We start from the raw sequence: 21,447 nt of genomic DNA, 5'->3' as shown, positions 1-21,447 counted from the left end.
AATATTTGGTTTATCGCAGACCCTCGAAAGTAATAACCACATTCCCTTTCTTACGTCCTGTTTCAACATACCTATGAGCCTCGGCCATCTGCTCCAGCGGATAGCGTCTATCTATCACTGATCTTATTTTCCCTGCCTCAAAAAGCTCTGCGAGAAACGCTAGATTTTCTTTATTCTGTTGTAAGCCCGAAGCCGTAAATTTGGCTTTTTTGCTGCCGATCTTGGACGTCCATAACATGTGAAGCATAATCCCCAGTGTAGGGACCGTTGAGAGATAAACCCCATGCTCAGTTAGCGAGTTTTTACATTGTGAAAATGACCGCTTGCCTACTGCGTCGAAAATAACGTCATAGATCTGACCGTTTTTGGTGAAGTCCTCTTTGGTATAGTCAATGATCTGATCGGCGCCCAGAGATTTCACGAATGCTATATTCGGGGCACTGCATACCCCTGTAACCTCTGCCCCAAAGTATTTGGCAAGCTGTACTGCATAAGCGCCAACCGATCCAGAAGCGCCGTTGATAAGGACCTTTTGTCCACGACCAATATGCGCCGTATCTCGAAGGAAGATCAGTGCGGTTAAGCCTCCATCACAGACGCCGGCAGCCTCTTCAAAGGTCGCATTGGCCGGCGCAGTGCTCACCGGTTTATCTTCGGGCAGACACATGTACTCCGCATAGGTGCCAAATGCAGCCGGACTTATGCCGAATATGCGATCTCCCTCTTTAAATGAGGTCACATCTTTCCCCACGGAATCAATTTCCCCCGCCAGCTCAACGCCAAATATCGCATGTTTGGGTCGTGTGAGACCATACATAAGTCGGACAATAAAAGGGTCAGCCTTCCGAAAAGCACAGTCTGATGGTGTTACGATGGCTGCATGCATTTTTATCCGTATCTCATTATCCTTGGGAGTAGGTTTTTCTACTTCTTTGAGCTGTAGAACATCCGGTGTTCCGTACTTTGTACATACAATTGCTCTCATACAAATCCTCCTAAGATTCTAATTGGCAGCGTTCATTCCATTTTATCTTCCATAAAGAAAACGTCTTCCAATGGTAATTTGAAAACAAGTGCAATGCGAAAAGCCAATTCCAATGAAGGGGAGTATTTACCTTGTTCGAGGGCTACGATGGTTTGTCGCGTCACCCCCGCTTTATCCGCCAACTGCTGTTGAGTCATTTCATCATGGTTAAAGCGCAACTTCCGTATGTGATTGCTAATCAGACTTTTGCCCATCTTAAACTCCTTTCCGATAGAGGTAGAGCTGTGTGAATACACCAACCATATCTGACATGAATCCTGCGAAAATAAGAATGATGAACATGGTAGAAGGCGACATATCCACGACTAGGGATCCCATTGCCAGAAGAAAGCCAAGCGTGAACACATAGTGAGAATTCCTTGTGGCCTTCAAATCGATTAATATGTCGAGTTCATCCGAGAAGGAAGGCTCCACTTCCTTGGTCGCTATGCGATAGATGATATTGAAGACAATGGAAATGATGATTTTGGCTATAATGGACACCGATATTAAGATTAAGATGGCGGCCGCCCAAAAGTGGGAGGTTTCCGTCGTGTCCATACGCATATCTTGGTACTTTTGAAAAACATACAAGCAATAGAAACCAAAAATTAACAAAGTACTAATGAATGAGACGATATGCTTTTTCTCCTGATAGGACATCGGTTATTCCTCCTGTATGTTCATTTTTACCTTAAGTAAAACACTATATACATAATGTAACTTATACTATACATCAGGTCAACTGTATAATACACGAAATAATGAAATATTTTTAGCGGGTATGAGTAAAAAGCCGAAAAGAGATTAGTAAGGTCATGAAGTGTTATAATCGCGGTAGACTGAAGCAGTTAGAGGGGATAGCCATGAGTGTAATTCGTTTGGAGAACGTCACGAAGAAATATGAAGAGTCCCTGATTTTTCGCGAAATTTATTTTCGTGTGACCCAAGGAGAGCGGATCGGCCTAATCGGACGGAACGGTGCCGGTAAGTCGACGGTTTTTAAGCTGATCATGGGTAAAGAAGAGCCTACGTCGGGCAAAGTGGAAATAGATCCGCAGGTGAAGATAGGATACTTCTCGCAATTTTCGGAAATGCGCGGCAGTCTGTCCGTTCAGCAAGAGTTGGAAATGTGTTTTGAGCAGGTCGCTCTTATCGAACGGGAGCTGCAGGAAGTTGGAGAAAGGTTGGGCTTGGTCACCGATGACGGTGAAATGGATAAACTATTGACGAGGCAGGCCGAGTTATTCGAACAAATGGAGCATTTGGATGGCTGGAACGTATCTGTCGAGATTAACACAGTTCTTACGAAGCTGGGATTCAACGAGAGGTCACGCCATCAGCCGATTGATGAATTGTCCGGGGGTTGGAGAAACCGTGCTGCGCTTGCCAAGATGCTTATCGAGCTGCCCGATGTCGTCCTGCTCGACGAACCGACCAATTATTTGGATATGGAAGGTATAGCGTGGTTGGAGCAATGGTTGTACCGTTTCAAAGGCGCTATGATACTGGTGTCGCATGACCGTGAATTTATCGACAAAGTGGTCACGCAAGTGATCGAGATTGAGAACTATCGTTTTCAGGAATACGAAGGCAATTATACCGACTACATACGCAAAAAGAAGATGCGCAAGAAGGAACTGGACCGCCAGTTCGAGTGGGAGGAAGAACTGCTCCTCATGGAGTCAGAAGCCATCGACAGCCGCGCAAGCAAGAAATCTTCCAAGGACCGTCTTTCCCGTCAACTAGCGGATAACAAAAAGCGGATAGAACCGCACCCCGTAAACGTTCTAATCACGGATATTTATGAGCGACTGCGCTTTCCGGACAAGCTCTGCGAAGTAAAGAATATCGGGCAGTCCTACGACGATCGGTCAATTTTTCAGAACGTCAGCTTCGATATTCAGAAAGAAGATCGCTTAGTCATCGTGGGCCCCAATGGAAGCGGGAAGTCCACGCTCATTAAGGCGCTTACGGGACAGGAGAAGCCCCAGTCTGGCGAGGTTATCTGGGAGAAAGGTGTCAGCTACGCCTACTTCAACCAGATGTGGGAAGAGCTTAATCCGAAGGATACCGTTAGCCACGCGGTGAATACATACGGATTGGGACTGGACGCCCCGCGTAAAAAGGTGAACAAATTCCTATCCATGCTTCAATTCTCCGAGATGGATCTAAGCAAGTTCATAGGGAACCTTTCCGGTGGACAGAAGGCCCGGGTCGCGCTTGCGAAATGTCTACTCTCCGGTGCGGCAGTCATCATATTGGATGAGCCGACCAATCATCTGGATTTAACGAGTATTCAGGTCATGGAGCAGGCGCTGATCCATTTTCCCGGCGCCGTCATAACAGTAAGCCATGATCGGTTCTTTATAGATAAAATCGGGACCAAAATGCTGGTTTTTGACCCGGAATTGGGGATAAGTGAGCAGAATCTATAGGACAGAGTTGTTTCATTAAAAAGATGGCCCCTATAAGTATCATAGGGGCCATCTTTTTAAGTAGATAAGAAAGTATAAGTTTTATACATTTGCTTCGCATCTACCTTGACAAACGCGCTCGTCCCTGAACGACGACGGAGTCGTTTATCCTTGCGTCCACTCCTCATTATCGTACCAACGTCCGTCCGGTCGTACGTTTCTTTTCACCAATGAAAAGCTCTGCTAGCAACAAGTTGGGTATCCAACAAATCCAGGCGATAACGATGAAAGTATCGTTCGTATCGGTCAATCCTAGAAATACCGCAGCCAGCGGGGTATATATCCGGAGTGTGATTGCCGCACAACCGAGCGCGTAATTACGTACCATCCAGCGGCCATGGTCGGCCTTGTCGCGATCGACGATGATGCTTTTTAGACTGCGGAAGAGTGTGTAAAGCCATAGGACTGAAAGCGATCCGAAGCCAAGTTGCGCGAACCAACCACCATTCGCATAGAAAGCTAAATACAGGCCGGTTGTGCCCCCGATTGTAATCATGATGGAGTACATATAGCCGATCAAACGGTGAATGTTCGGAGCATGATGGCGAAGCCTCTTGATAAACTGAAGCCAGCCTATTGCAAGTGCTACTCCAGCTGAGATGGCATGCGCCCAGAGGATGTTGTACCATAAATCGGGCAGACTGCCTTTTCCCGTTACGAACGACTGCTTATGGAGGTGGTCAGGCGTTCCATACATGACCAAAGCATAAGCTCCAATTGCCAAAGCCAAAAAAGCCAATAGTCCAAATGCCCAAGCGCGAATCGTACTTCGTTGTACTCCCATTATTCATCCCTCTCATTCGGTCTTTTTTATTATTGAGTTGATTCTAACATCAAAATGACCACCTTAAAAAGCGACCTCAGACGGAGTGAAGCCCCCACCAAAAGTCGGGGATGAAGCTGTCGTGAAGCCCTTCTTAGGGGCATTTTACAAATCACTTTACCTTGACAAAATAAATTAACGTGTGTTAATTTATTTACTAAAGTTAATTGTAATTACAGGAGATAAATCATGGATCGGTCAGCAATTTCTCTAAGGGAATTAAAAAAGGCTAGAACCAAAGTGGCCTTGTATGAAGCCAGTTTGTCACTAATAGGAGACAAGATGTTTCGAGACATGATGCTCGACGATATTTGCCGGAAAGCGGAAGTATCCCGGGTTACGTTCTTTAAGTTTTTTCAAAAAAAGGAAGATTTGCTCGTTTATTTTATGCGTGTTTGGTTAACGGAACGTATCATTGAGATCGAAGCGGAGGGTAAACGCGGGTTCTCGGTTATCCAGCATGTGCTCCATAAAGTGGCGGAAGAGGCTGAGGAAAGAGCGGGATTGATGCCAAGTTTGATATCTTTTCTGGTAGAAATGAACATGCATCCTTGCATGCCGGAATTGAGTGAAGCAGAGGTTCTTTTACTGTTCCCTGGTCATGAGGAAGTTGGCGCGCAGACGCCTGACATGTACAAACTTTTTCGTCGTTGCATGACGGAGGCGGATACAGAAGGACAGCTAAGAAAAGAATTTACGGTAGAAACAGCGGTAAAGGTTCTGTTTACGGTGTTTTACGGAGCATTTTTGACCGCTCAACTATATGGTTCCAAGGATATTAAGGGATTTTATAACACCCATCTACAATTGCTTGAAAATAGGTAAAAGGAGCGATGAATGCATGAGTAAAGTAATTCCGGGCAGATTTACGGCGCAGATGGATGGTTCTTTCGTTGTCTTTATCATTGGGATCAGAGTGAATAAATTATGGGCTCTACATAAGTGGCTACCTGTGGCCAAGGCAATGAATCCGATGCTTCAAGAATTGTATCGCAACCCTGAATTAGGTTTTGTAGATGCCAGTTTTCATCTCTCTTGGCGAGGCGTGACCCTTATCCAGTATTGGAAAACGTTCGAGCAATTAGAGCACTATGCAAGGCATGGTGCAATCCATTTAGAGGCGTGGCGTAATTTTAATAAAAAGGTTGGAACGGACGGCGTTGTCGGGATCTACCATGAAACCTATCTGATTCCTGAAGGAAATTACGAATGTGTGTATAACAACATGCCTATCTCTGGACTTGCAAGGGCTGGACGTCACGTCCCCGCTGTCGGTAAACGAGAAACGGCAAGCAGAAGGCTTGGGCGGGATGGAGAGCCTGCCGTTCCTACACCTCCTAATCCGGCATAAGTGCTTGCAGCGGAGGATGAGTGGAGGTCGCGATTGGGGTCGAAGAAGTGCCATGGTGAAATCATGCAGCTTGAACATGCACGTCTAAGCCTCTTTTTCGGGTCGATTTTAACGGCCCTTCTGTAGCTCTAGCTCCTCGTTATGGATCATACGATCTTGTTTGATGAAGAGGAACGGGATGAAAATACAGCCAATAATTAGGAGTGCTCGATTCAAGTTCCAACGTCTTTGCACAAAAGCGTGACCGCCGTTATGATGTAAAGCACGAACATCAAGCCATGAAACATACCGCCGACAAAAACGATTTGAGGCTGGTCCAAGAAGTATTTAAACGGCATGGCTATAAACAGTAGGAAAAGATAGGAGATACCTTCAATATAGCTTGTTAGACGCAAACGCCCTAAGGATGTGGAAAATATAATAATCGCTCCAATCTCGTTTTCAACGTTTGAATTAATTTATCAGGATAAATCGAGCTCCAATACGACGGGACAATGATCGCTGCCCAAAATATCGCAATCAATTTGTGCATCAATGATCTTAGGACCTAGTCTCGTGGAAGCGAGGAAATAATCAATTCTCCATCCTACGTTCCGCGCTCTTACGCCTGGCATATTAGACCACCACGAGTAGACATCTGTCCGATCAGGGTAGAGGTGTCGGAACGTATCGATAAATCCTGCATCCAACAATTCCGTCATTTTGCCGCGTTCCTGAGGGGTGAAGCCTGAATTATTGAGATTCCCTTTCGCATTCTTGATGTCAATTTCATGGTGCGCAACATTCAAATCGCCGCAAACGACAACAGGTTTCTGGGCATCCAATTGCTTGAGGTAGCTGCGAAAGCGATCTTCCCACTCCACACGGTAATCCAGTCTAGAGAGATCACGTTTCGCATTGGGGGTATAGACGGTCACAAGGTAGAAATTGTCGAATTCCAACGTGAGGATCCGCCCCTCCGGCTCTTCGTTCTCCTCCATACCATATCTCACCGAGAGTGGTTGAATTCTTGTGAAAACGGCGGTGCCGGAATACCCTTTTTTAGCCGCATAATTCCAATATTGTGTGTAGGTTTCGCCCAGTTCCAGGTTAATTTGTCCTTCCTGAAGTTTCGTCTCTTGAAGACAGAATATGTCTGCCTCTATTGTTCCGAAATAATCAATAAACCCTTTATTGACACAGGCTCTCAACCCATTGACGTTCCAGGATACTAGTTTCATCTTCATCTTTTCCCCTTGCTGCTCATATATAACTCAGTGTAACATAAGTCCGTCCTCGTCGGCGATTTATGAGGTTCGGGGAAGCTTTATTACTCCGCTACTCCAACTCAACCCAAACCCAAACCCAAACCCAAACCCAAACCCAAACCCAAACCCAAACCCAAACCCAAACCCAAACCCAAACCCATGCCCACTCACACTTACATTCTCTTTGCACATTATTACTTACAACTCTTTCTATTTCAAATCATCTCCCACATCTCCATCATTCGCTCCTCTACTTCCGCCATTGGATTAAATACAACAGATATCTGATTCCTACACGGAATTAGCCATTTGATTGGACTAAATCCAATCAAATTATCAGATATCGGGGATTTAAGCCAAGTACAGAAGATTACATTGGAAATTATCCAATGCAGTAGCCAATCCCACTCTTAATCCTCGAAAAACACTGTATTTCATCCAACGGATATGAGGATTGTGATGAAGAAGTGTATGAGGAGTTGAGGTATGAAGGTGGGAATGGGAATCGGAATAAAGATGTGTATGAAGAAGTGAGAGATGTAGATGTGTAAGAGAAAATATGTGTAAGAGAAGTAGGGATGTAGGTGGGAATGAGGAGCATAGAACCAAGAAAACAGATGTCAGGAAAGGGGAGAGAAGAAGGGCCCTGAATTGCATAGCCACTTCTCCTTATATGTGCTCCAATGCCCCCTCGTTTAATTCATAATAACGAATGTCCTTCCCTTTAACGATAGGAGACAGACATCCCTTCTCCACTAGGGAGCGCAGCCACTTGCGTGCTGTTCGAAAATCAACATCCAGTTGGTCGATGACATCTTTGGGACGAATTGATCTGTTTAGCCTCCAAGCTAACCGGAGCACTTCTTTTTCTATAATAGCGGCTGAAATAGCAGCAGAATTCGCTGCTCCCTTTCGGATCATGCTAGGTCCGATAACCATCTGTAGGAGCATCCGGCATATCTCGGGACGATTCTGTATATCATCGAAGGAGAAATGCATCATTTTCCACCCCATAGCGGTTAGAAATGTTTCGCGATTCAGCGAGTAACTAAACTTCTCGCGATCCATATCTTTGACATGACTCTGGAAACCGTCACATTCAATACCAAAACGACCAAAGGGCGTAATATAGGCGAAATCGATAAATTGGGATTTGCGATTCCAATCAAAGATTTCATATTCCGGATGCAAGTGGTCGAGATGACCAAACAGAGGATACCAGACATTCTGGAGAAAAAGCTTTTCTGCGAATAAATGTCCCCTAATGAGACGCCCCTTTCTTTCTCCTCTGCGGAGCGCGGCGTGATAATCAATAAACGTTTGATGCATAACTTCAAAATTCAATCGCGAGTACCTCCCCTAAAATAAAAAACGCCCTTCGCCACAAGGCTAAAGGACGTTCTTCGTCTACGGTGATTATACCAAATAAGCCTAATATAAGAAAATAGCATACCTATCTATCAGCATTATTGATTTATTTTTTCACTCGCTGGCGTGATATACTCTGTTTATCCGATTAAGTTCATAGGTTTAATATATAAATAGAAGGCGAGGTTTTCTTATGACGAAAATTTATAGCAATTTGACAGAGTTAATCGGTAATACGCCGCTGCTCGAGCTCTGGAATTATAATAATCGGCATGGACTTGATGCCAAAGTGGTCGCGAAGCTGGAGTATTTTAACCCGGCTGGCAGTGTAAAAGATCGTATCGGTTTCGCTATGATTAAAGAAGCTGAAATATCCGGAAAGATCAATAAAGATACGGTCATTATTGAGCCTACCAGCGGAAATACAGGAATCGCTCTTGCTTTTGCAGCGGCTGCGCTAGGGTATCGGTTAATCATTATATTGCCTGATTCTTTTAGTATAGAACGTAGGAAATTATTAAAGGCCCTGGGTGCAGAACTCGTTCTCACTCCAGCCTCAGAAGGCATGTTAGGCGCAATTAAAAAAGCTGAGGAATTAGCTGCAAAGATGCCAAACTCATTTATACCGCAGCAATTCAGCAATCCAGCCAATCCGGAGATTCACAGAAATACCACGGCCGAAGAAATATGGAAAGATACAGATGGTAAAGTCGATATTTTCATCGCGGGAGTTGGCACAGGAGGGACGATCACTGGTGTGGGTGAGATACTGAAACAGAGAAATCCATCCATCCAAGTGATAGCCGTCGAGCCAGCCGATTCACCCGTCTTGTCAGGTGGCAGTCGTGGTGTGCATCATATTCAGGGCATCGGTGCCGGGTTTGTTCCAGATAATTTCAAAAGTTCAGTTGTAGACGAAATATTTACTGTGAGTAACGAGGATGCTGTAACGACTGCCCGTGAACTGGCCAAAACGGAAGGTCTGCTGGTCGGCATCTCATCTGGCGCGGCAGCTTACGCAGCAAGTGGAATTGCTAAACGGCCTGAGAATAAAGGGAAAACTATCGTTGTTATCTTGCCGGATACCGGTGAGCGGTATTTGTCTACGAATCTATTTGATGAGTGATAAGTTAATACGCAAAAGAAAGACCAGGAATCCGCGGTGGATCTCTGGTCTTTCTGTGTTTTCTATGCTGCGCGGTTTATACGAAGCTTACCCTTAATGCGATGCGGCCGCGAACGTTTCTTTATCCGTCTCTATCACGAGCTTCTCTTTGCTCATGGCAAAAGCGGCAGCTAAAGCGAGTATGGCAGGGATGAGTCCCCACGCAAATGTGGCCACGATAGAAGAGGAGAGTCCTTCTGATATTTTTCGGAGCGCTTGCTCCGGAATTTGAGTGCGAGTCGCCGGGTCAAGCAGAGCATGCGGGTCTTTAAAGTCTAGACCCTGCGGCATCGCGGATTGGCCGCTCCCCGTGAAGGCATCCGATAAATGCCGGGTTAACGAATGGCTTTGAATAATGCCGAAGATGGTGATTCCGATCGTCATGCCGAGTGAGCGAAGGAAATTCAGCGTAGAGCTCGCTGCCCCTCGTTGACTTGCAGGCACGGAATGAATAGCAGCGTTACTAAGTACAGAGAATGATGCACCGATTCCCAAGCCGACTAATATCATATAAGCAGTGATTAGCAAGCGCGATGAATCTGGTATCAACGTAATCAGCAGTGCCATACCTGCCACTAGCAGAATGAGCGTGGAGATCAGGATGGCTCGGTATGAAAATTTACTGATGAGGAAGCCGCCTGCGGTAGCTGTAACGACAGTGCCAAGCATCATTGGCAGAAGTACGAGCCCTGAGTTCGTTGCACTTCCTCCGAGAACACCTTGAATGAAGATCGGAATATAGACAGATGCCGTAATGAAGGCTGCACCGCTTAACATCGCGATCGCATTACTTGCCGAATAGAGGCGATCCCGGAACATCCGGAAGGAGATAATCGGTTCCTCTGCCCGTGTCTCCACATAGAGGAAAATAACCGCGAGAAGAGCAAATCCAGTGAATAAGCCAATAATCTGAGTGGAGTTCCACGCGAATTGTTTACCGCCAAGCTCCATGGCGAACATTAGGCAGACGATGGCACCTACAAGGGAGAACGCACCGGCCCAGTCGATACGCTGTTTAGCATGCTGGAGGGATTCCTTATAGAAAATGGCAATCATGAGGAAGGAAATTAGTCCTAATGGTAAATTAATGTAGAAAATCCATTCCCATTTGATATAGTCCGTCATATAAGCGCCAAGGAGTGGCCCGAAGATGCTGGACATACCGAACACCGTTCCAAACAATCCCATTAGCTTGCCTCTGCGTTCCGGTTTAACTGTGTCGAACATGATTGTGAAAGCAATGGGTACCAAAGCACCGCCGCCAATGCCTTGTATGGCCCGATACAAGCTTAACTGAACGATTGAGGTGGCTGTTCCACAAAGAGCAGATCCGAGCATAAACACCAAGATACCAAAGATGAAAAACCGTTTGCGGCCATACATATCCGATAGTTTACCGAAAATCGGCATTCCTGCCATTTCAGCGACCATATAAGCCGATGTTACCCAAACGAATTTATCCAGTCCTCCAAGGTCGGCGATAATGGAGCCCATAGCGGTCGCAACGATGGTATTGTCCATCGAAGCCATTAGGATGGCTAGCAGTAATCCGGCTATAATAATGCCAGTTTGATTCGTTGATTTCGTCATGTGATCATTTCCCTTCTTCAATCCTTAATTTGTATAATTTGATTATAACCAAACAACCCTGACAAGAGTCTGTCAGGGTTGTTTGGTACTTCGTTTCAATGTGGTCAGATAAACATTAACAAAAGTGAGAAGTGTGATAGACAAGGTGAAGTCCCTATGTAAAATCATCGAAAGGAATTCTGGTACCTTTCTGTTGAGTTGAAAAACGCCAATAGTGTCACTTAAGATCGTTAAACCTTCTTCTCAGGAGGGGATAGCTGAACTCTGAGTATACAAAATAAAGATTGCCGCCTACCCGGCCATTATGGTCAGGTGGTTGGCAATCTTTTTTATATCGGACAAAATCCCGGAGTTTGGGTGCATAACTGCTGCGTGAAGCGGGGATCAAGCTTGGTAAGTTCAGTAAAATAGTTGCTAATCGCGTGGTTAGCGGAGAGGGAACCCCCTTGATACGTTAATTCAACCCCCGTTTTCACATGAATATAATGGTAAACCTGATCCGTTCGAGGAGATCGATAGATGAAGGGAGGAAGCAAAGGGACGAAGTCGTTGGTATTATAGATCCGATAGTGAGGCCCGGTCCTGCGGTTGAAAAGACTAGCGAATGCCTGATTTCCAACGCGCGGTGAAGCATAAGTATACACGGATGGATTTTTAAATTTCGTGTTTGTGGAAATATCGGCAGCGCATAAAGCAGCGAGAGCTCCTCCAAGACTATGTCCTGTGATGTACAGCGTTTTCTCGGTGGAAAGTTTGTTTAGCGCGGTCATAATCGATTTGCGAGCTGAACGGTAAATGTCGAGAAATCCTTCGTGTACGAGGCACTGCTCTTTTGTGTAAGGAAACTGGATTTGCCTGGCAATGGCATCGGAGATCCAATCGGAAGTCGTATGCGTACCTCGAAATACGATGACAATTTGTGTATCGGATTCGGCAATAAAGCCGAAAAATTCTTTTTCACTCAGAATGGAAGTTGCTTTGAAGGAAGAAACCATCCGGAAGTTACTTGGCATAATAACGCTTTCGGGACCATTTTCAAAATGGATATAGCTTTGGCTGCACATAGCTGCTAGAAAAATAGCCGTCCGTGTATCTAATGAGTTGCTGAGCATAAGTCCATTCCTCCATACACACAGGATGCCGTTCTCCTATATATATGAAAATAGTGGACAGCTGTCCACCGACAATCGCCTATTTTCTAGGAGACTTTCAGCTGGAAGATCGTGTATAGCCACGTGCACCAAGCACAGTTCAGCTCTTAATCAGGGTTGCAGCAAGTTAGCTCACGCTAGCTCGCTGCAGCCTCTTTTTATTTCCAAGGATAGGATAGAACTTCCAAATGAATCGTGATAAACTATGAAAATAGTTATCTACCATCGGTGAATAATAGAACGAGGTGACGATAGTTGAAGTTGATATTTCGGTGGCTGTTGCTTGGGTTATTTACACTCGTGTGCATCTTCTTTCTGAGCAATATCCGTAATGCCTTCTTATCTACGCAGCCGGATCAGATCAGGGTCGCAATAGGTCCAGATACGAGCATCCGCAAAATAAGTGAGCAGATGCCTGGCAGTCAAGTTCTAAATGAAAAAGCAGGCTTATTGTCTGTTCCTTATGGAAAGTCGTGGGACTATATCGGAAGGACAACGTCGATCAAAGGCATATTTCGTGCGACCACTGTTCCATTGAAGCATCCCATTATTTCCTGGCGTTATTACGGTTTTTCGATTAAAGAGCAAATCAAAGGTTTCGCGCATGGTGATTTTGGCAAATTCCGCAATCCTTTCAATAGGAAAGAGGTTGCTGTTCTTGGTGAGCTCCCCAACATGCTTCTTCGCACGTGCACTTATTTCATTCCTGGTTTACTGCTCGCGATTGTGCTTAGTGTGCTATTTGCGATGATAGCATCCATGTTCCGCCGAGTTGGTGCCATGATGGATGGTACGCATGCCTTGCTTGTTGGCTTGCCTGATTTCTTCTTAATCGTTCTCATCCAATTGGGGGCGGTCTACGCGACGAAATATGTGGGGCACTTTGTGCTGCTTATTGTTCAAGTCGGTGATAAGACGCCGTTCCTCATCCCATTTCTCACGATTGCACTGATTCCCTCGGTCACCATCTATGGAACCCTTCGCGTCGCGATCGCGCGTGAGCTGGGACAGGATTATGTCGTTACCGCATTAGCCAAAGGGTTAACTCGCAGAGAGGTGCTCATCTCTCATGTTATGCGAAATGTCATGGCTGATTTGCTGGCGATCTTGCCCAAAGCAACTACACTAGCACTCGCCAGTATGGCTGTTGCAGAAGCCATCTGCGGAATCTCCGGTTTGGGAGGCTTTATCGTCTCTCCAGCTTTACAGAGTGTCTCCTCGATGTCGGCTATTTGTATGGCGCTTGCGCTAGTGGCTATGGCTTTTCATGTGTTCTACGCATTGCTGCGTAAGAAGTTTATTGTTCGGACAGGGGAGGTGGTTTGACGATGATGAAACGCTCATCAGCTGCTTACTACTGTTCGATTGCACTCATCGTAATCATCCTGCTTGTGATGATATTCGGCACATGGCTGATGCCCCATGGGATTACACCGGATGACAAGATTAATATGATCCAATATCAAGAGGATGGTAAAACGAGATACAGCATTCCGCCATACGCACCGAACAGCACCTTCCTGCTGGGGACCGATCATAGGGGCTTTGATGTGCTGAGCTTATTGTTGAATGGGTTGAAATATACACTAGGCACGGCGCTTGCATTAACCTTGATTCGCTTTGTTTTTGCTCTCCCATGGGGATTGTGGAGCGGGACCACGGGTAAAGGATGGGGCATTCTTCGCTCTATGCAGTGGGTCGTTTCCTCGATGCCTGCCTTTGTATTCTTGTTCCCGCCTTTAGCAGGTATGTACTTTGGGCTGGGGCTTGATCAGGGGCTGAAGGCAGATCCGCATTATCAGCTGCTGTTTGCGGTTACTTTTGTTAGCCTAGTCACATTCATTGGGATATTTCCATTAGCCTATCAGGTGGCAGATCGGACACGTTATTATAATGAACGACTATTTATTGAAGCCTCTCGTTTGATGGGCGGTTCTTTCTTCCATCGAACGATGCGACATTTGGTTCCCTGTATGAGAAATGAGATGTTGTTCATCTTCCTTAGCGAATTCATGCAAGTGCTCTTCTTGTTAGGGCAGTTGGCTGTATTTAACATTGTGCTTGGTGGAATTGAGACAATTGGTGATAGTGATGCAGGCTATTCCATTGCCATCACTACATCGGGTGAATGGTTATCGCTAATCGCCTATGGCTCAAGGTACATTCGACTGCATCCATGGATTATTCTGAGTGCAGGTACCAGCTTCGCAGGACTCTTCCTGGCGCTGCAGTTTTTCCTAAATCAGCTCAAACGCCGCTACGGCAGTGAACGCCAGTTCATGTGAAACAGACGAAGGTCGGGGTTCCATCCTAAGGATGAGCTCCCGACCTTTTTCCATGTGAATTATTGTAATGAGCTGAGTCGAATGTCTAATCTAGCAGCCACACCTGCAGGGTTAGCAGCACTACGAGGTCCGCCAAAGTTAAAAGCGATGATGACGATGTCATTGCGGCCCCGTCTCAAGAACCGGCGTACGTCGAAGGTGCGGCCTGTGTTGTAGAATGAAGGGGTGTTCTGTGGTGCATCATAGACCACCGGTACGCCGTTGATGATGACAACAGCGAAATTGTCGACCGATAAGAAGAGGGATGCGGCGAGAATGGCTCTCCGCTGTGAGAGCGAGAATCGTGTCGAAATGACGGCATTCTCAGCACTCAGATTGCCGGAGAACCACACATAGTTGGCGTTAGTAACCGGTACCCATGCGGGATTGCGAGGAATAATCTGGGCGTTGAACCAAGAGTTATCGGTTCCGATCGAGATAATACGCTGGCTCAGAAAGCGGCCTGCTCCTAGTCTGTTGTGTTTCTTCAGTTGAGCGTGGTACATCAGCATAGCTTTCGTCTTAGATATGCCTGCACATTTGGGAAGTTTAACAATTTTAGTCTGTCTACCTGCGATACGTTGTTTTTTAATCATCTCACCATCTCCTATCAAGATATGAATATACTTGCATAGTATTCTATGTTTGATAGAGAGATTTGCGAGGGTTAGAAGCTGATAGAGTTCTAGAGAAATAGCCCCAAATTTTCACTTATGGCATAAAAGCGTAAATTAAATGTTATTATAACACAAAATATATGTTAAAATAATGAAAAATCATGAGGGGGATACCTAACGTGGATGACAAAAATGATAAAACCAAAAGACTCTCTGTTTACTTACCGGAGAAAGTTAAGTCGGATCTGGAGCAAATGGCTGACGAAACGGGTTTGTCGATGACACAGCTTATTGTGATGGCGACGCATGGCTTGCTAGCCAACTACTCCGCACAGGGTGGCGCTATTTTCGCTGATTTATTGGCAGCCAGACAACGGATTCTCCACGAAGTGAAGGATAAGCATCAGCTTTTAAACGAGGAAAAAGTAAAAATGCAAGAATACTACGGCGCCCGAGCGGAAGAGTATGAACGGATTTACCATCGGGAGGACGGTGAGTTCCAACAAGAGCTTGCGCTTTTGGCCGAAGTTATTAGGAAGCAGGTGGAGGGTTGTAATGTTCTAGAGGTAGCCTGCGGTACTGGGTATTGGACCGAAATTGCTGCGAGTGCGGCTAAACACATCGTAGGTATTGATATTCGCCCTGAAGTGCTGCAAATTGCTAAGTCGAAGCCTTGGCCAGCTTCCAATGCAGCATTTGTTCTGGGGGATGCGTACCAGCTCTCCGAAGTGACAGGGGATTTCGACTTTGGTCTTGCCAACTTCTGGTTTTCGCATATTCCGAAGAATCGGATTGAGTCCTTTCTGCAGAGTTTCCACCAACGTCTAGGCTCAGGTGCCAGCGTCTTCATCGTCGATAATGTTTACGTACCCGGAAGAGGCGGTGAGCTGATAACGAATGAACATAGTGAGGATACCTACAAAAGACGCGAGCTAACTGACGGATCCATGCATGAAATTATCAAAAACTACTACTCGTATGAAGAACTGAACGACATTTTTAAGCCATTATCTAAACATTTGCGTATTTTTGTGGGAAGCAGCTTCTGGTATGTCAGCTACATAGTTGCTTGAAAGCAAAATTGGATAGTGCAGATAGTTTATTGGTAGTAATTAATTACGATTTACATTAAACCGACAAAAAAAGCTTAGTCAAGGCCTGCGGCTGCTGTCTGACTAAGCTTTTTCCATATGTGATTTTCAATAGCATAGAGATTTCCTCATTAAAATTCACATCGTCAATTTAACTATTTATTATTTTCATTTTTTCGTTTTTTCATTACGTTATTCACTAAGTTTTGAGTTGCGTCTTGCGTCGATTCAGCTACGTTTTCAATGGCGTTCTGTACATAGTTCGTAGCAGATTGAACCCCGTTTTTAAAGATACTCGTTTTGTTTACATCAACGTTATTTGCATTGTCAGACATCGTTCATACCTCCTTTAATTTTCGAACTGTCGGTTGACCTTAACTATCCATCTCAGCGGCGGCATCGAATACATTCTCTTTCGGTACCTGAGTTATATCTTCCTTTTGCTGTACCCAGTAACCAACGTTGCGATACCAGTATTGAAACGAATCGTCCAATTGCTGCTCTCGGTTGCGGTCCTCGTTAACATCGGAGTCAACTTCTAACCCCTCATTGAGAAACTCATCATTGTGATTCTGTTTTTGATTGATATCATCAGATGTATTCATGTTGAATTTCCCTCCTGTATCGATTAATCTGCATAAATAGGGACCGATTTATTCAAAATCCCTAATGCCCAGAAGTAAATTTAAGGCCGAGAACGCCAACTAAGATCAGTATCATGAACAAGATCCTTGTTAAACTAATGGGTTCATCGAGAAAAAGGGTGCCGACAATAATCGCACCGACAGCGCCAATTCCGGTCCAAGCCGCGTATGCTGTGCCGATGGGAAGAGTTTTCGTTGCTATCGCAAGAAAATAGAAACTTACAGCCATCCCTGCTATCGTTATGCTGGAAGGAACTAAACGTGTAAAACCATTAGAAAATTTCAATGAGATCGCCCATACGACCTCAAATACACCTGCAATGACGAGATATAACCATGCCATGATGAATCACTCCTCTTTAATTTGTTATAATTGCCTGTTTAGTCGCAAAAAAAGGAAAAAGCCTGGAAGTTATATCGCTATTGCGATATGACTCCCGGGCTTTTTCCCCTCCGTGACCACAGCGTATTCGCTGTGTGTTTCCCCTTGGACCAGTCTGGCGATGAACGCCACGGAACCCTAGAAAACGACATGGCGTTATTATAGAACATCTGACATGCGATGTCAAGTTACGAGAATTCGCATGCTAAAATAACTATTCTTGCTCACTTCTTTGCTGCTGTACAATTAATTGAACGCAGCCTCCGAAATGAATAAAAGCCCTGAAAGCTGCTCTTCGAGCTGGGCTTGTCTGGGCTTTATTCATGAATCGTACAAAAATTTACTTGGATTCAGCAGTTAATTGGTTGTAGATATCATCCCACAGAACACGTCTGGCTGATACATACCGCTTCGCATAATAAGATTGGCTAAGTTTGCTTTTCACTATACCTTCATTGGATGCAGAGTGAATGAATTCACCGTCTCCAAGGTAGATACCAACGTGAGAAATACCTTTACCACCGCTTGTGTCAAAGAACACAAGATCACCTTTACGAAGATCTTTTTTGTCAATCCAGTAGCCTTCGTTATTTTGAGATGATGAGCTATGAGGAAGATCAATGCCGAATTTGTCGAAAACGTATGCAGTGAAACCAGAGCAATCAAAGCCCTTTGTGGTCGTTCCCGCCGTTCTGTACGGAATTCCTAGCAATCCGTCAACCGTTTCATCCAAAGTGGATTGTGCTGCTGACACGCTTCCTAAACCTACACTCAAAAACAAAACAAGACTAAAAACAAGAGCAACAATCTTTCTCAACTGCTTGTCTCCTTCCGGTGCCTACGAGGTTAGCTGGAGGGTTCGGTTGAAGGTTCCCTATGATCCCTGTCTGGCAAGATCAATTCACCCGGGTAGTGGTTCCCCCGTTTCCCCAAGAAATGAGGAATTCGGCATGAAATATTTGGTTTTTTTGATGCTAGTCCTTTAATTCGTCATAAACATTTAAAATCCTCCTTTTCTATGAGTATACTAATAAAAATATGCAAGTTTGTTAGGGAAATAAACAAAAAAAAGCCCCTTTTGCAAGGGGGGAGAAGAAAATGTGCTAATTTCAGCTTATTTATATGCACTTAGCCGTTCATTTTGGCAGAAAGGAGCTGATATTGGGAAGTTATAGCCCACATTTGAAAGAAAATGTGGAATAGTGGGAAGAGCTGATAAATGATTAGCGCTACCAGACCTGCCCATAGGTAAGTTGCTGTGACTGTGACCCCTGCCAATAGTCCCGAGGCAAGTAGGAGGATAAGCGCAAGCCCGATAATAGGAAGCAAACTGCGAACGAAAGTAATGATGGTGGACAAAATGCCAAGTTTGGCGGCAATCGCGAACTGCACGTACATAAAGAGAAGATGTAAGATAAAGCCATAGACGAGCAAGCCCAGAAACCAAGGCAGCAATTGGAGGGCTGCTTGCTCATAAGATGCGGTATGTGCGAATTGCTTTTGCGCTTTGGGAAACAGCCATATGAGCGGCAGCAAGGAGAGCGAGATTCGGACGACGTACACGATTAGGAATGGGAGCATGAGCTCCTTGATGCCTCGGAAAAAGCGATAGCCGGCATTTTGCTGGGAATGAGTCAGCGAATAGTAGACGCCGCTATTAAGCATCGGGGTGAGCAGCATGCGAATAACAAGTAGAGCAGCCAGCCACCAGAGGTAGGAATGGCTAAGATCGGTTTTGACCAGTTGGAACTGTCCTTCAGCTAGAAATAGCTGCAGCGCTTGCTTCGGCTGCTCGCCACCTGGAAAGCGGTGCATGAGAGGGACGAGAACACCCTGTACAAGCTTATACAGCAGGATGCCCCAGCCCATCTGATACAGGAACAAGACGATCGTGGCAAAAGGTTGCCGCAAAGCCGCCCTGAAGCCAGACTTGATATAAGTTGCCACAGTTGTCCCTCCTAAGAGTTTTGCTTTAGCAAAACTGGCATCGTAAGCATAACCTGAGTTTTCCGTAGGAAAACTTTCTTCGTAAGCATTGGATAAGCCTAGTCGCTTACCAGGTGACCCAGCCGGATATGGCTTGCAGGAATTGAATGAGACCGAGATTCCAGCGGATTTTCCACTTGGTATCCACTTGTGTTTGCATAAAATTATTAATATGTTTATTTTCCAGTACAAGCGAGTAATTAGGATCAATCCGAACCCAGTCAACAGGAGTCTTGTGGGTTAGTTTGAATTCGATACTGCTTTCTTTACCATCCCATGTCTTATCAAGCATGGTGCCATCAGAGAAATGGAACTGGATCGGCACCTCTGGCGAATTTCCGCCTTTTTTGGTGATGAGAACGGCACTTTCGTAGGATTCAGCCCCTTTGGTGCCCACGGATTTGACGCGAATGCTCTCCACGGTGTAATCCATCATCATGGCGCCGTATACATATTGATTGAAGAAGTCATCCCACTTCGTTTTGGTCACTTCTTCCACAACGTTCTGGAAGTCCTTCGTAGAAGGGTGTTTAAATTCCCAACGTAGGAAATAAGTGCGCATAATTTTGTCCATCGTTTTGGTGCCAACCTGCTTCTCAATGGCTTTAAGTACGAGTTTACCTCGTGTGTACACATTCTCTGCGTATTGATCATGTCCCGCATAGGCCCACGAGTTCATCTTCAGGGTTTGTGGAGATGTAATAAAGCTTGACTCGACAGGTAAATTAGGGGACACCCCATATTCTGCTTCCATGACTTTATCCTCAGCATAGGAGGTAAAGCCCTCATCCAGCCAAGCTTCTTCAAATTCATTGCTAGCTACGATTCCATAGAAGAATTGATGTCCAATCTCATGAACAACGACACGTTCTAGCTCTAGATCAGGTTTCTTGTCGCTAGCATCCCACGACGTTACCAAAGTCGGATATTCCATACCGCCTACACCGTTGCCTCCTGGGGGAGGTACGACAATCGAAAGGGTTGAGTAAGGATACGGTCCGTACCATTGGCTGTAGCGGGAAAGTGCCTTTTTGGCAGCATACATATAGCGGTCCTTCAAGTCTTGATGATTAGGATCGAGATAGAGCTTGATTTTGACCCCGGGTATTTGTGCAGTCGAGTAGGGTTCTTCCACATAAACGAAATGAGGCGATGCCGACCAAGCGAAGTCATGCACATCATCCGCATAAAATTGGTACGTCTTCATCCCATTGTCCGTCACAGCAGGCTTAACCGGGAAACCGGTAGCTGCTACGATGTAGTTCTGCGGCACTTGAATTTTCACGTCATACATTCCGAAATCGGCATAAAATTCCGAATTTCCATGGTACTGGTGGAGATTCCACCCAGGTTCTGTACGTCCTCTCGTGCCAACACGCTCATAGGCAGCAACTTTAGGGAACCATTGTCCGGCCATGACGAAGTCATCCACATAGCCCATTCTCGCGAAGGCGGCAGGCAACTTGACGAGGAATTCCGTCTTGATTGTAACTTGCTCTCCTGCGCCTACCGGTTTAGGCAGCGGGATTTTGAGCAGCGTATGATCGTCCTTGTTGCCGTCATCCGGCTGGACGAATGCCATGCGCATACTGAGATCCTCTCCGTCAACCGTTTTCACAGAAAGCAACTTCATACTGCCACTACTGTCTGCCTTGGCTTCATCTTCACGCAGTTTACCACCGGATTCACGCATAAACGTCGTTTTCTTTGAGGCAAATGCATTGGGATACAGATGGAGGTAAATCTCTTGCACAGGAACGGTTCCCGGATTTTCCCAAGTTAACGTTTGTTGGCCATTGAGCTGTCTCGTTTCGGGCGTGTAAGAAACGTTCATGTGATACTCCGCAATCCGATAGCTAAGCGCTGTCGGCGCTTGCTTCTCTAATGGCTTGCCGCTATCTGCAGGCTGCATGTCCGGCGCAGGAGCAGACCTTTCATCCTTAGAGACGACTGGAACGGCCAATTTACTTGTAGATGGGAGCAAATTTTCAGACAGCAGGACAGTGCCTGCTGCAAGGAGCATGACAACGAACCATTGAACCTTGCGGTTTTTGAATAGAACACTCATAATATCCACCCCGCCTAAACAAGCATCTACAGCATGTATATGTAGACAACCTAGGGAATATTTCTGAGGTTGGAAAAGAATTGTTAGAAGGAGGGGGAACGAAGAGGCTAAACAAGGAGTCTATAAGGTATAGGGGAGG

23 protein-coding genes and 2 riboswitches are annotated in these 21,447 nt (G+C 45.5%); of the genes, 7 read left to right on the top strand and 16 right to left on the bottom strand.

The genetic code is table 11. The annotated features are described in order from the left end of the window. Positions 1 to 10 precede the first annotated feature (10 nt). Genes ASG93_RS09635 through ASG93_RS09625 form a run of 3 tightly spaced genes read right to left on the bottom strand, consistent with a single transcriptional unit; the run spans position 11 to position 1,687 of the window. Positions 11 to 985 carry an NAD(P)-dependent alcohol dehydrogenase gene (locus ASG93_RS09635; protein ID WP_056831250.1) on the bottom strand — a complete coding sequence of 325 codons (975 nt, stop codon included), beginning with the start codon at positions 983 to 985 and terminating at the stop codon, positions 11 to 13. Between the two features lie 32 nt (positions 986 to 1,017). After that, entirely contained in the window at positions 1,018 to 1,239 is a 222-nt protein-coding gene (locus ASG93_RS09630) for a helix-turn-helix transcriptional regulator (RefSeq protein ID WP_047682732.1), read from the bottom strand. Position 1,240: 1 nt separating this feature from the next. After that, positions 1,241 to 1,687, bottom strand: a complete 447-nt coding sequence (locus ASG93_RS09625; RefSeq protein WP_056831248.1) for a hypothetical protein — start codon at positions 1,685 to 1,687, stop codon at positions 1,241 to 1,243. 203 nt (positions 1,688 to 1,890) lie between these two features. Here ASG93_RS09625 and ASG93_RS09620 point away from each other — a divergent pair, with 203 nt between their 5' ends. Continuing rightward, on the top strand, positions 1,891 to 3,462 hold the full coding sequence (locus ASG93_RS09620; RefSeq protein WP_056831246.1) for an ABC-F family ATP-binding cassette domain-containing protein: 1,572 nt from the start codon (positions 1,891 to 1,893) through the stop codon (positions 3,460 to 3,462). 166 nt (positions 3,463 to 3,628) lie between these two features. On the opposite strand, the gene ASG93_RS09615 is transcribed toward ASG93_RS09620, so the two are convergent. Beyond that, a complete protein-coding gene (locus ASG93_RS09615; protein WP_056831245.1) occupies positions 3,629 to 4,285 on the bottom strand; it encodes a DUF2306 domain-containing protein in 657 nt (218 codons plus the stop codon). A gap of 228 nt (positions 4,286 to 4,513) precedes the next feature. Between ASG93_RS09615 and ASG93_RS09610 the strand changes: the two genes are divergently transcribed. After that, on the top strand, positions 4,514 to 5,149 hold the full coding sequence (locus tag ASG93_RS09610; protein ID WP_056831244.1) for a TetR/AcrR family transcriptional regulator: 636 nt from the start codon (positions 4,514 to 4,516) through the stop codon (positions 5,147 to 5,149). A gap of 16 nt (positions 5,150 to 5,165) precedes the next feature. Further along, positions 5,166 to 5,675, top strand: a complete 510-nt coding sequence (locus ASG93_RS09605) for a DUF4188 domain-containing protein (RefSeq protein WP_056831243.1) — start codon at positions 5,166 to 5,168, stop codon at positions 5,673 to 5,675. 212 nt (positions 5,676 to 5,887) lie between these two features. Here the strand turns inward: ASG93_RS09605 and ASG93_RS34025 are convergent, their stop codons facing one another. The 3 genes from ASG93_RS34025 to ASG93_RS09595 form a co-directional block, all read right to left on the bottom strand. Beyond that, positions 5,888 to 6,070: a DUF3817 domain-containing protein gene (locus ASG93_RS34025; protein WP_235550796.1), complete on the bottom strand. Its 183-nt coding sequence runs from the start codon at positions 6,068 to 6,070 to the stop codon at positions 5,888 to 5,890. Between the two features lie 66 nt (positions 6,071 to 6,136). Beyond that, complete coding sequence (locus tag ASG93_RS09600; RefSeq protein WP_056831242.1) at positions 6,137 to 6,895, bottom strand: exodeoxyribonuclease III; 759 nt, start codon at positions 6,893 to 6,895, stop codon at positions 6,137 to 6,139. 696 nt (positions 6,896 to 7,591) lie between these two features. Then, on the bottom strand, positions 7,592 to 8,266 hold the full coding sequence (locus ASG93_RS09595; protein ID WP_082614817.1) for a hypothetical protein: 675 nt from the start codon (positions 8,264 to 8,266) through the stop codon (positions 7,592 to 7,594). Positions 8,267 to 8,483: 217 nt separating this feature from the next. Here ASG93_RS09595 and cysK point away from each other — a divergent pair, with 217 nt between their 5' ends. After that, positions 8,484 to 9,416: a cysteine synthase A gene (gene cysK / locus ASG93_RS09590; protein ID WP_056831240.1), complete on the top strand. Its 933-nt coding sequence runs from the start codon at positions 8,484 to 8,486 to the stop codon at positions 9,414 to 9,416. Between the two features lie 93 nt (positions 9,417 to 9,509). Here cysK and ASG93_RS09585 read toward each other — a convergent pair whose 3' ends face one another. After that, a complete protein-coding gene (locus ASG93_RS09585; protein ID WP_056831238.1) occupies positions 9,510 to 11,045 on the bottom strand; it encodes an MDR family MFS transporter in 1,536 nt (511 codons plus the stop codon). A 329-nt stretch (positions 11,046 to 11,374) separates the two neighbouring features. After that, positions 11,375 to 12,157, bottom strand: coding sequence for a lipase family protein (locus ASG93_RS09580; protein ID WP_056831236.1), 783 nt, complete (start codon positions 12,155 to 12,157; stop codon positions 11,375 to 11,377). 294 nt (positions 12,158 to 12,451) lie between these two features. On the opposite strand from ASG93_RS09580, the gene ASG93_RS09575 reads away from it, so the two are divergent. Further along, positions 12,452 to 13,522: an ABC transporter permease subunit gene (locus tag ASG93_RS09575; protein ID WP_056831235.1), complete on the top strand. Its 1,071-nt coding sequence runs from the start codon at positions 12,452 to 12,454 to the stop codon at positions 13,520 to 13,522. 2 nt (positions 13,523 to 13,524) lie between these two features. Then, positions 13,525 to 14,481 (top strand): hypothetical protein, encoded by a 957-nt coding sequence (locus ASG93_RS09570; protein ID WP_056831232.1) that lies wholly within the window; start codon positions 13,525 to 13,527, stop codon positions 14,479 to 14,481. A gap of 59 nt (positions 14,482 to 14,540) precedes the next feature. Here the strand turns inward: ASG93_RS09570 and ASG93_RS09565 are convergent, their stop codons facing one another. After that, positions 14,541 to 15,116, bottom strand: coding sequence for a hypothetical protein (locus tag ASG93_RS09565; protein WP_056831231.1), 576 nt, complete (start codon positions 15,114 to 15,116; stop codon positions 14,541 to 14,543). Between the two features lie 200 nt (positions 15,117 to 15,316). Between ASG93_RS09565 and ASG93_RS09560 the strand changes: the two genes are divergently transcribed. Then, entirely contained in the window at positions 15,317 to 16,210 is an 894-nt protein-coding gene (locus ASG93_RS09560) for a class I SAM-dependent methyltransferase (protein WP_056831230.1), read from the top strand. 173 nt (positions 16,211 to 16,383) lie between these two features. Here ASG93_RS09560 and ASG93_RS09555 read toward each other — a convergent pair whose 3' ends face one another. From ASG93_RS09555 to ASG93_RS09530, 6 genes are all read right to left on the bottom strand, one after another. Further along, complete coding sequence (locus ASG93_RS09555) at positions 16,384 to 16,563, bottom strand: hypothetical protein (RefSeq protein ID WP_056831229.1); 180 nt, start codon at positions 16,561 to 16,563, stop codon at positions 16,384 to 16,386. A 39-nt stretch (positions 16,564 to 16,602) separates the two neighbouring features. Next, complete coding sequence (locus ASG93_RS09550) at positions 16,603 to 16,833, bottom strand: hypothetical protein (RefSeq protein WP_056831228.1); 231 nt, start codon at positions 16,831 to 16,833, stop codon at positions 16,603 to 16,605. 61 nt (positions 16,834 to 16,894) lie between these two features. Next, on the bottom strand, positions 16,895 to 17,215 hold the full coding sequence (gene sugE, locus ASG93_RS09545; RefSeq protein ID WP_056831226.1) for a quaternary ammonium compound efflux SMR transporter SugE: 321 nt from the start codon (positions 17,213 to 17,215) through the stop codon (positions 16,895 to 16,897). 89 nt (positions 17,216 to 17,304) lie between these two features. After that, positions 17,305 to 17,407: riboswitch (guanidine-I (ykkC/yxkD leader) on the bottom strand. Positions 17,408 to 17,594: 187 nt separating this feature from the next. Further along, on the bottom strand, positions 17,595 to 18,071 hold the full coding sequence (locus ASG93_RS09540) for a C40 family peptidase (protein WP_056831224.1): 477 nt from the start codon (positions 18,069 to 18,071) through the stop codon (positions 17,595 to 17,597). Between the two features lie 3 nt (positions 18,072 to 18,074). Further along, a riboswitch (cyclic di-AMP (ydaO/yuaA leader) is annotated at positions 18,075 to 18,215 on the bottom strand. A 167-nt stretch (positions 18,216 to 18,382) separates the two neighbouring features. After that, complete coding sequence (locus ASG93_RS09535; RefSeq protein WP_056831222.1) at positions 18,383 to 19,201, bottom strand: hypothetical protein; 819 nt, start codon at positions 19,199 to 19,201, stop codon at positions 18,383 to 18,385. Positions 19,202 to 19,307: 106 nt separating this feature from the next. Further along, positions 19,308 to 21,308 (bottom strand): M1 family metallopeptidase, encoded by a 2,001-nt coding sequence (locus tag ASG93_RS09530; RefSeq protein WP_056831220.1) that lies wholly within the window; start codon positions 21,306 to 21,308, stop codon positions 19,308 to 19,310. Positions 21,309 to 21,447: the final 139 nt, after the last annotated feature.

The sequence above is a fragment of the Paenibacillus sp. Soil787 genome (genome assembly GCF_001429545.1).
Lineage (GTDB): Bacteria > Bacillota > Bacilli > Paenibacillales > NBRC-103111 > Paenibacillus_E.
The sequence above is the reverse complement of the archived record's forward strand: the minus strand, read 5'-3'. Positions and strand labels throughout refer to the sequence as shown.

What these genes read in the sequence shown, in the direction of transcription:
- ASG93_RS09635 (WP_056831250.1), bottom strand. Translation starts at nt 985, where the DNA reads ATGAGAGCAATTGTATGTACAAAGTACGGAACACCGGATGTTCTACAG.
- ASG93_RS09630 (WP_047682732.1), bottom strand. Translation starts at nt 1,239, where the DNA reads ATGGGCAAAAGTCTGATTAGCAATCACATACGGAAGTTGCGCTTTAAC.
- ASG93_RS09625 (WP_056831248.1), bottom strand. Translation starts at nt 1,687, where the DNA reads ATGTCCTATCAGGAGAAAAAGCATATCGTCTCATTCATTAGTACTTTG.
- ASG93_RS09620 (WP_056831246.1), top strand. Translation starts at nt 1,891, where the DNA reads ATGAGTGTAATTCGTTTGGAGAACGTCACGAAGAAATATGAAGAGTCC.
- ASG93_RS09615 (WP_056831245.1), bottom strand. Translation starts at nt 4,285, where the DNA reads ATGGGAGTACAACGAAGTACGATTCGCGCTTGGGCATTTGGACTATTG.
- ASG93_RS09610 (WP_056831244.1), top strand. Translation starts at nt 4,514, where the DNA reads ATGGATCGGTCAGCAATTTCTCTAAGGGAATTAAAAAAGGCTAGAACC.
- ASG93_RS09605 (WP_056831243.1), top strand. Translation starts at nt 5,166, where the DNA reads ATGAGTAAAGTAATTCCGGGCAGATTTACGGCGCAGATGGATGGTTCT.
- ASG93_RS09600 (WP_056831242.1), bottom strand. Translation starts at nt 6,895, where the DNA reads ATGAAACTAGTATCCTGGAACGTCAATGGGTTGAGAGCCTGTGTCAAT.
- cysK (WP_056831240.1), top strand. Translation starts at nt 8,484, where the DNA reads ATGACGAAAATTTATAGCAATTTGACAGAGTTAATCGGTAATACGCCG.
- ASG93_RS09585 (WP_056831238.1), bottom strand. Translation starts at nt 11,045, where the DNA reads ATGACGAAATCAACGAATCAAACTGGCATTATTATAGCCGGATTACTG.
- ASG93_RS09580 (WP_056831236.1), bottom strand. Translation starts at nt 12,157, where the DNA reads ATGCTCAGCAACTCATTAGATACACGGACGGCTATTTTTCTAGCAGCT.
- ASG93_RS09570 (WP_056831232.1), top strand. Translation starts at nt 13,525, where the DNA reads ATGATGAAACGCTCATCAGCTGCTTACTACTGTTCGATTGCACTCATC.
- ASG93_RS09565 (WP_056831231.1), bottom strand. Translation starts at nt 15,116, where the DNA reads ATGATTAAAAAACAACGTATCGCAGGTAGACAGACTAAAATTGTTAAA.
- ASG93_RS09555 (WP_056831229.1), bottom strand. Translation starts at nt 16,563, where the DNA reads ATGTCTGACAATGCAAATAACGTTGATGTAAACAAAACGAGTATCTTT.
- ASG93_RS09550 (WP_056831228.1), bottom strand. Translation starts at nt 16,833, where the DNA reads ATGAATACATCTGATGATATCAATCAAAAACAGAATCACAATGATGAG.
- sugE (WP_056831226.1), bottom strand. Translation starts at nt 17,215, where the DNA reads ATGGCATGGTTATATCTCGTCATTGCAGGTGTATTTGAGGTCGTATGG.
- ASG93_RS09530 (WP_056831220.1), bottom strand. Translation starts at nt 21,308, where the DNA reads ATGAGTGTTCTATTCAAAAACCGCAAGGTTCAATGGTTCGTTGTCATG.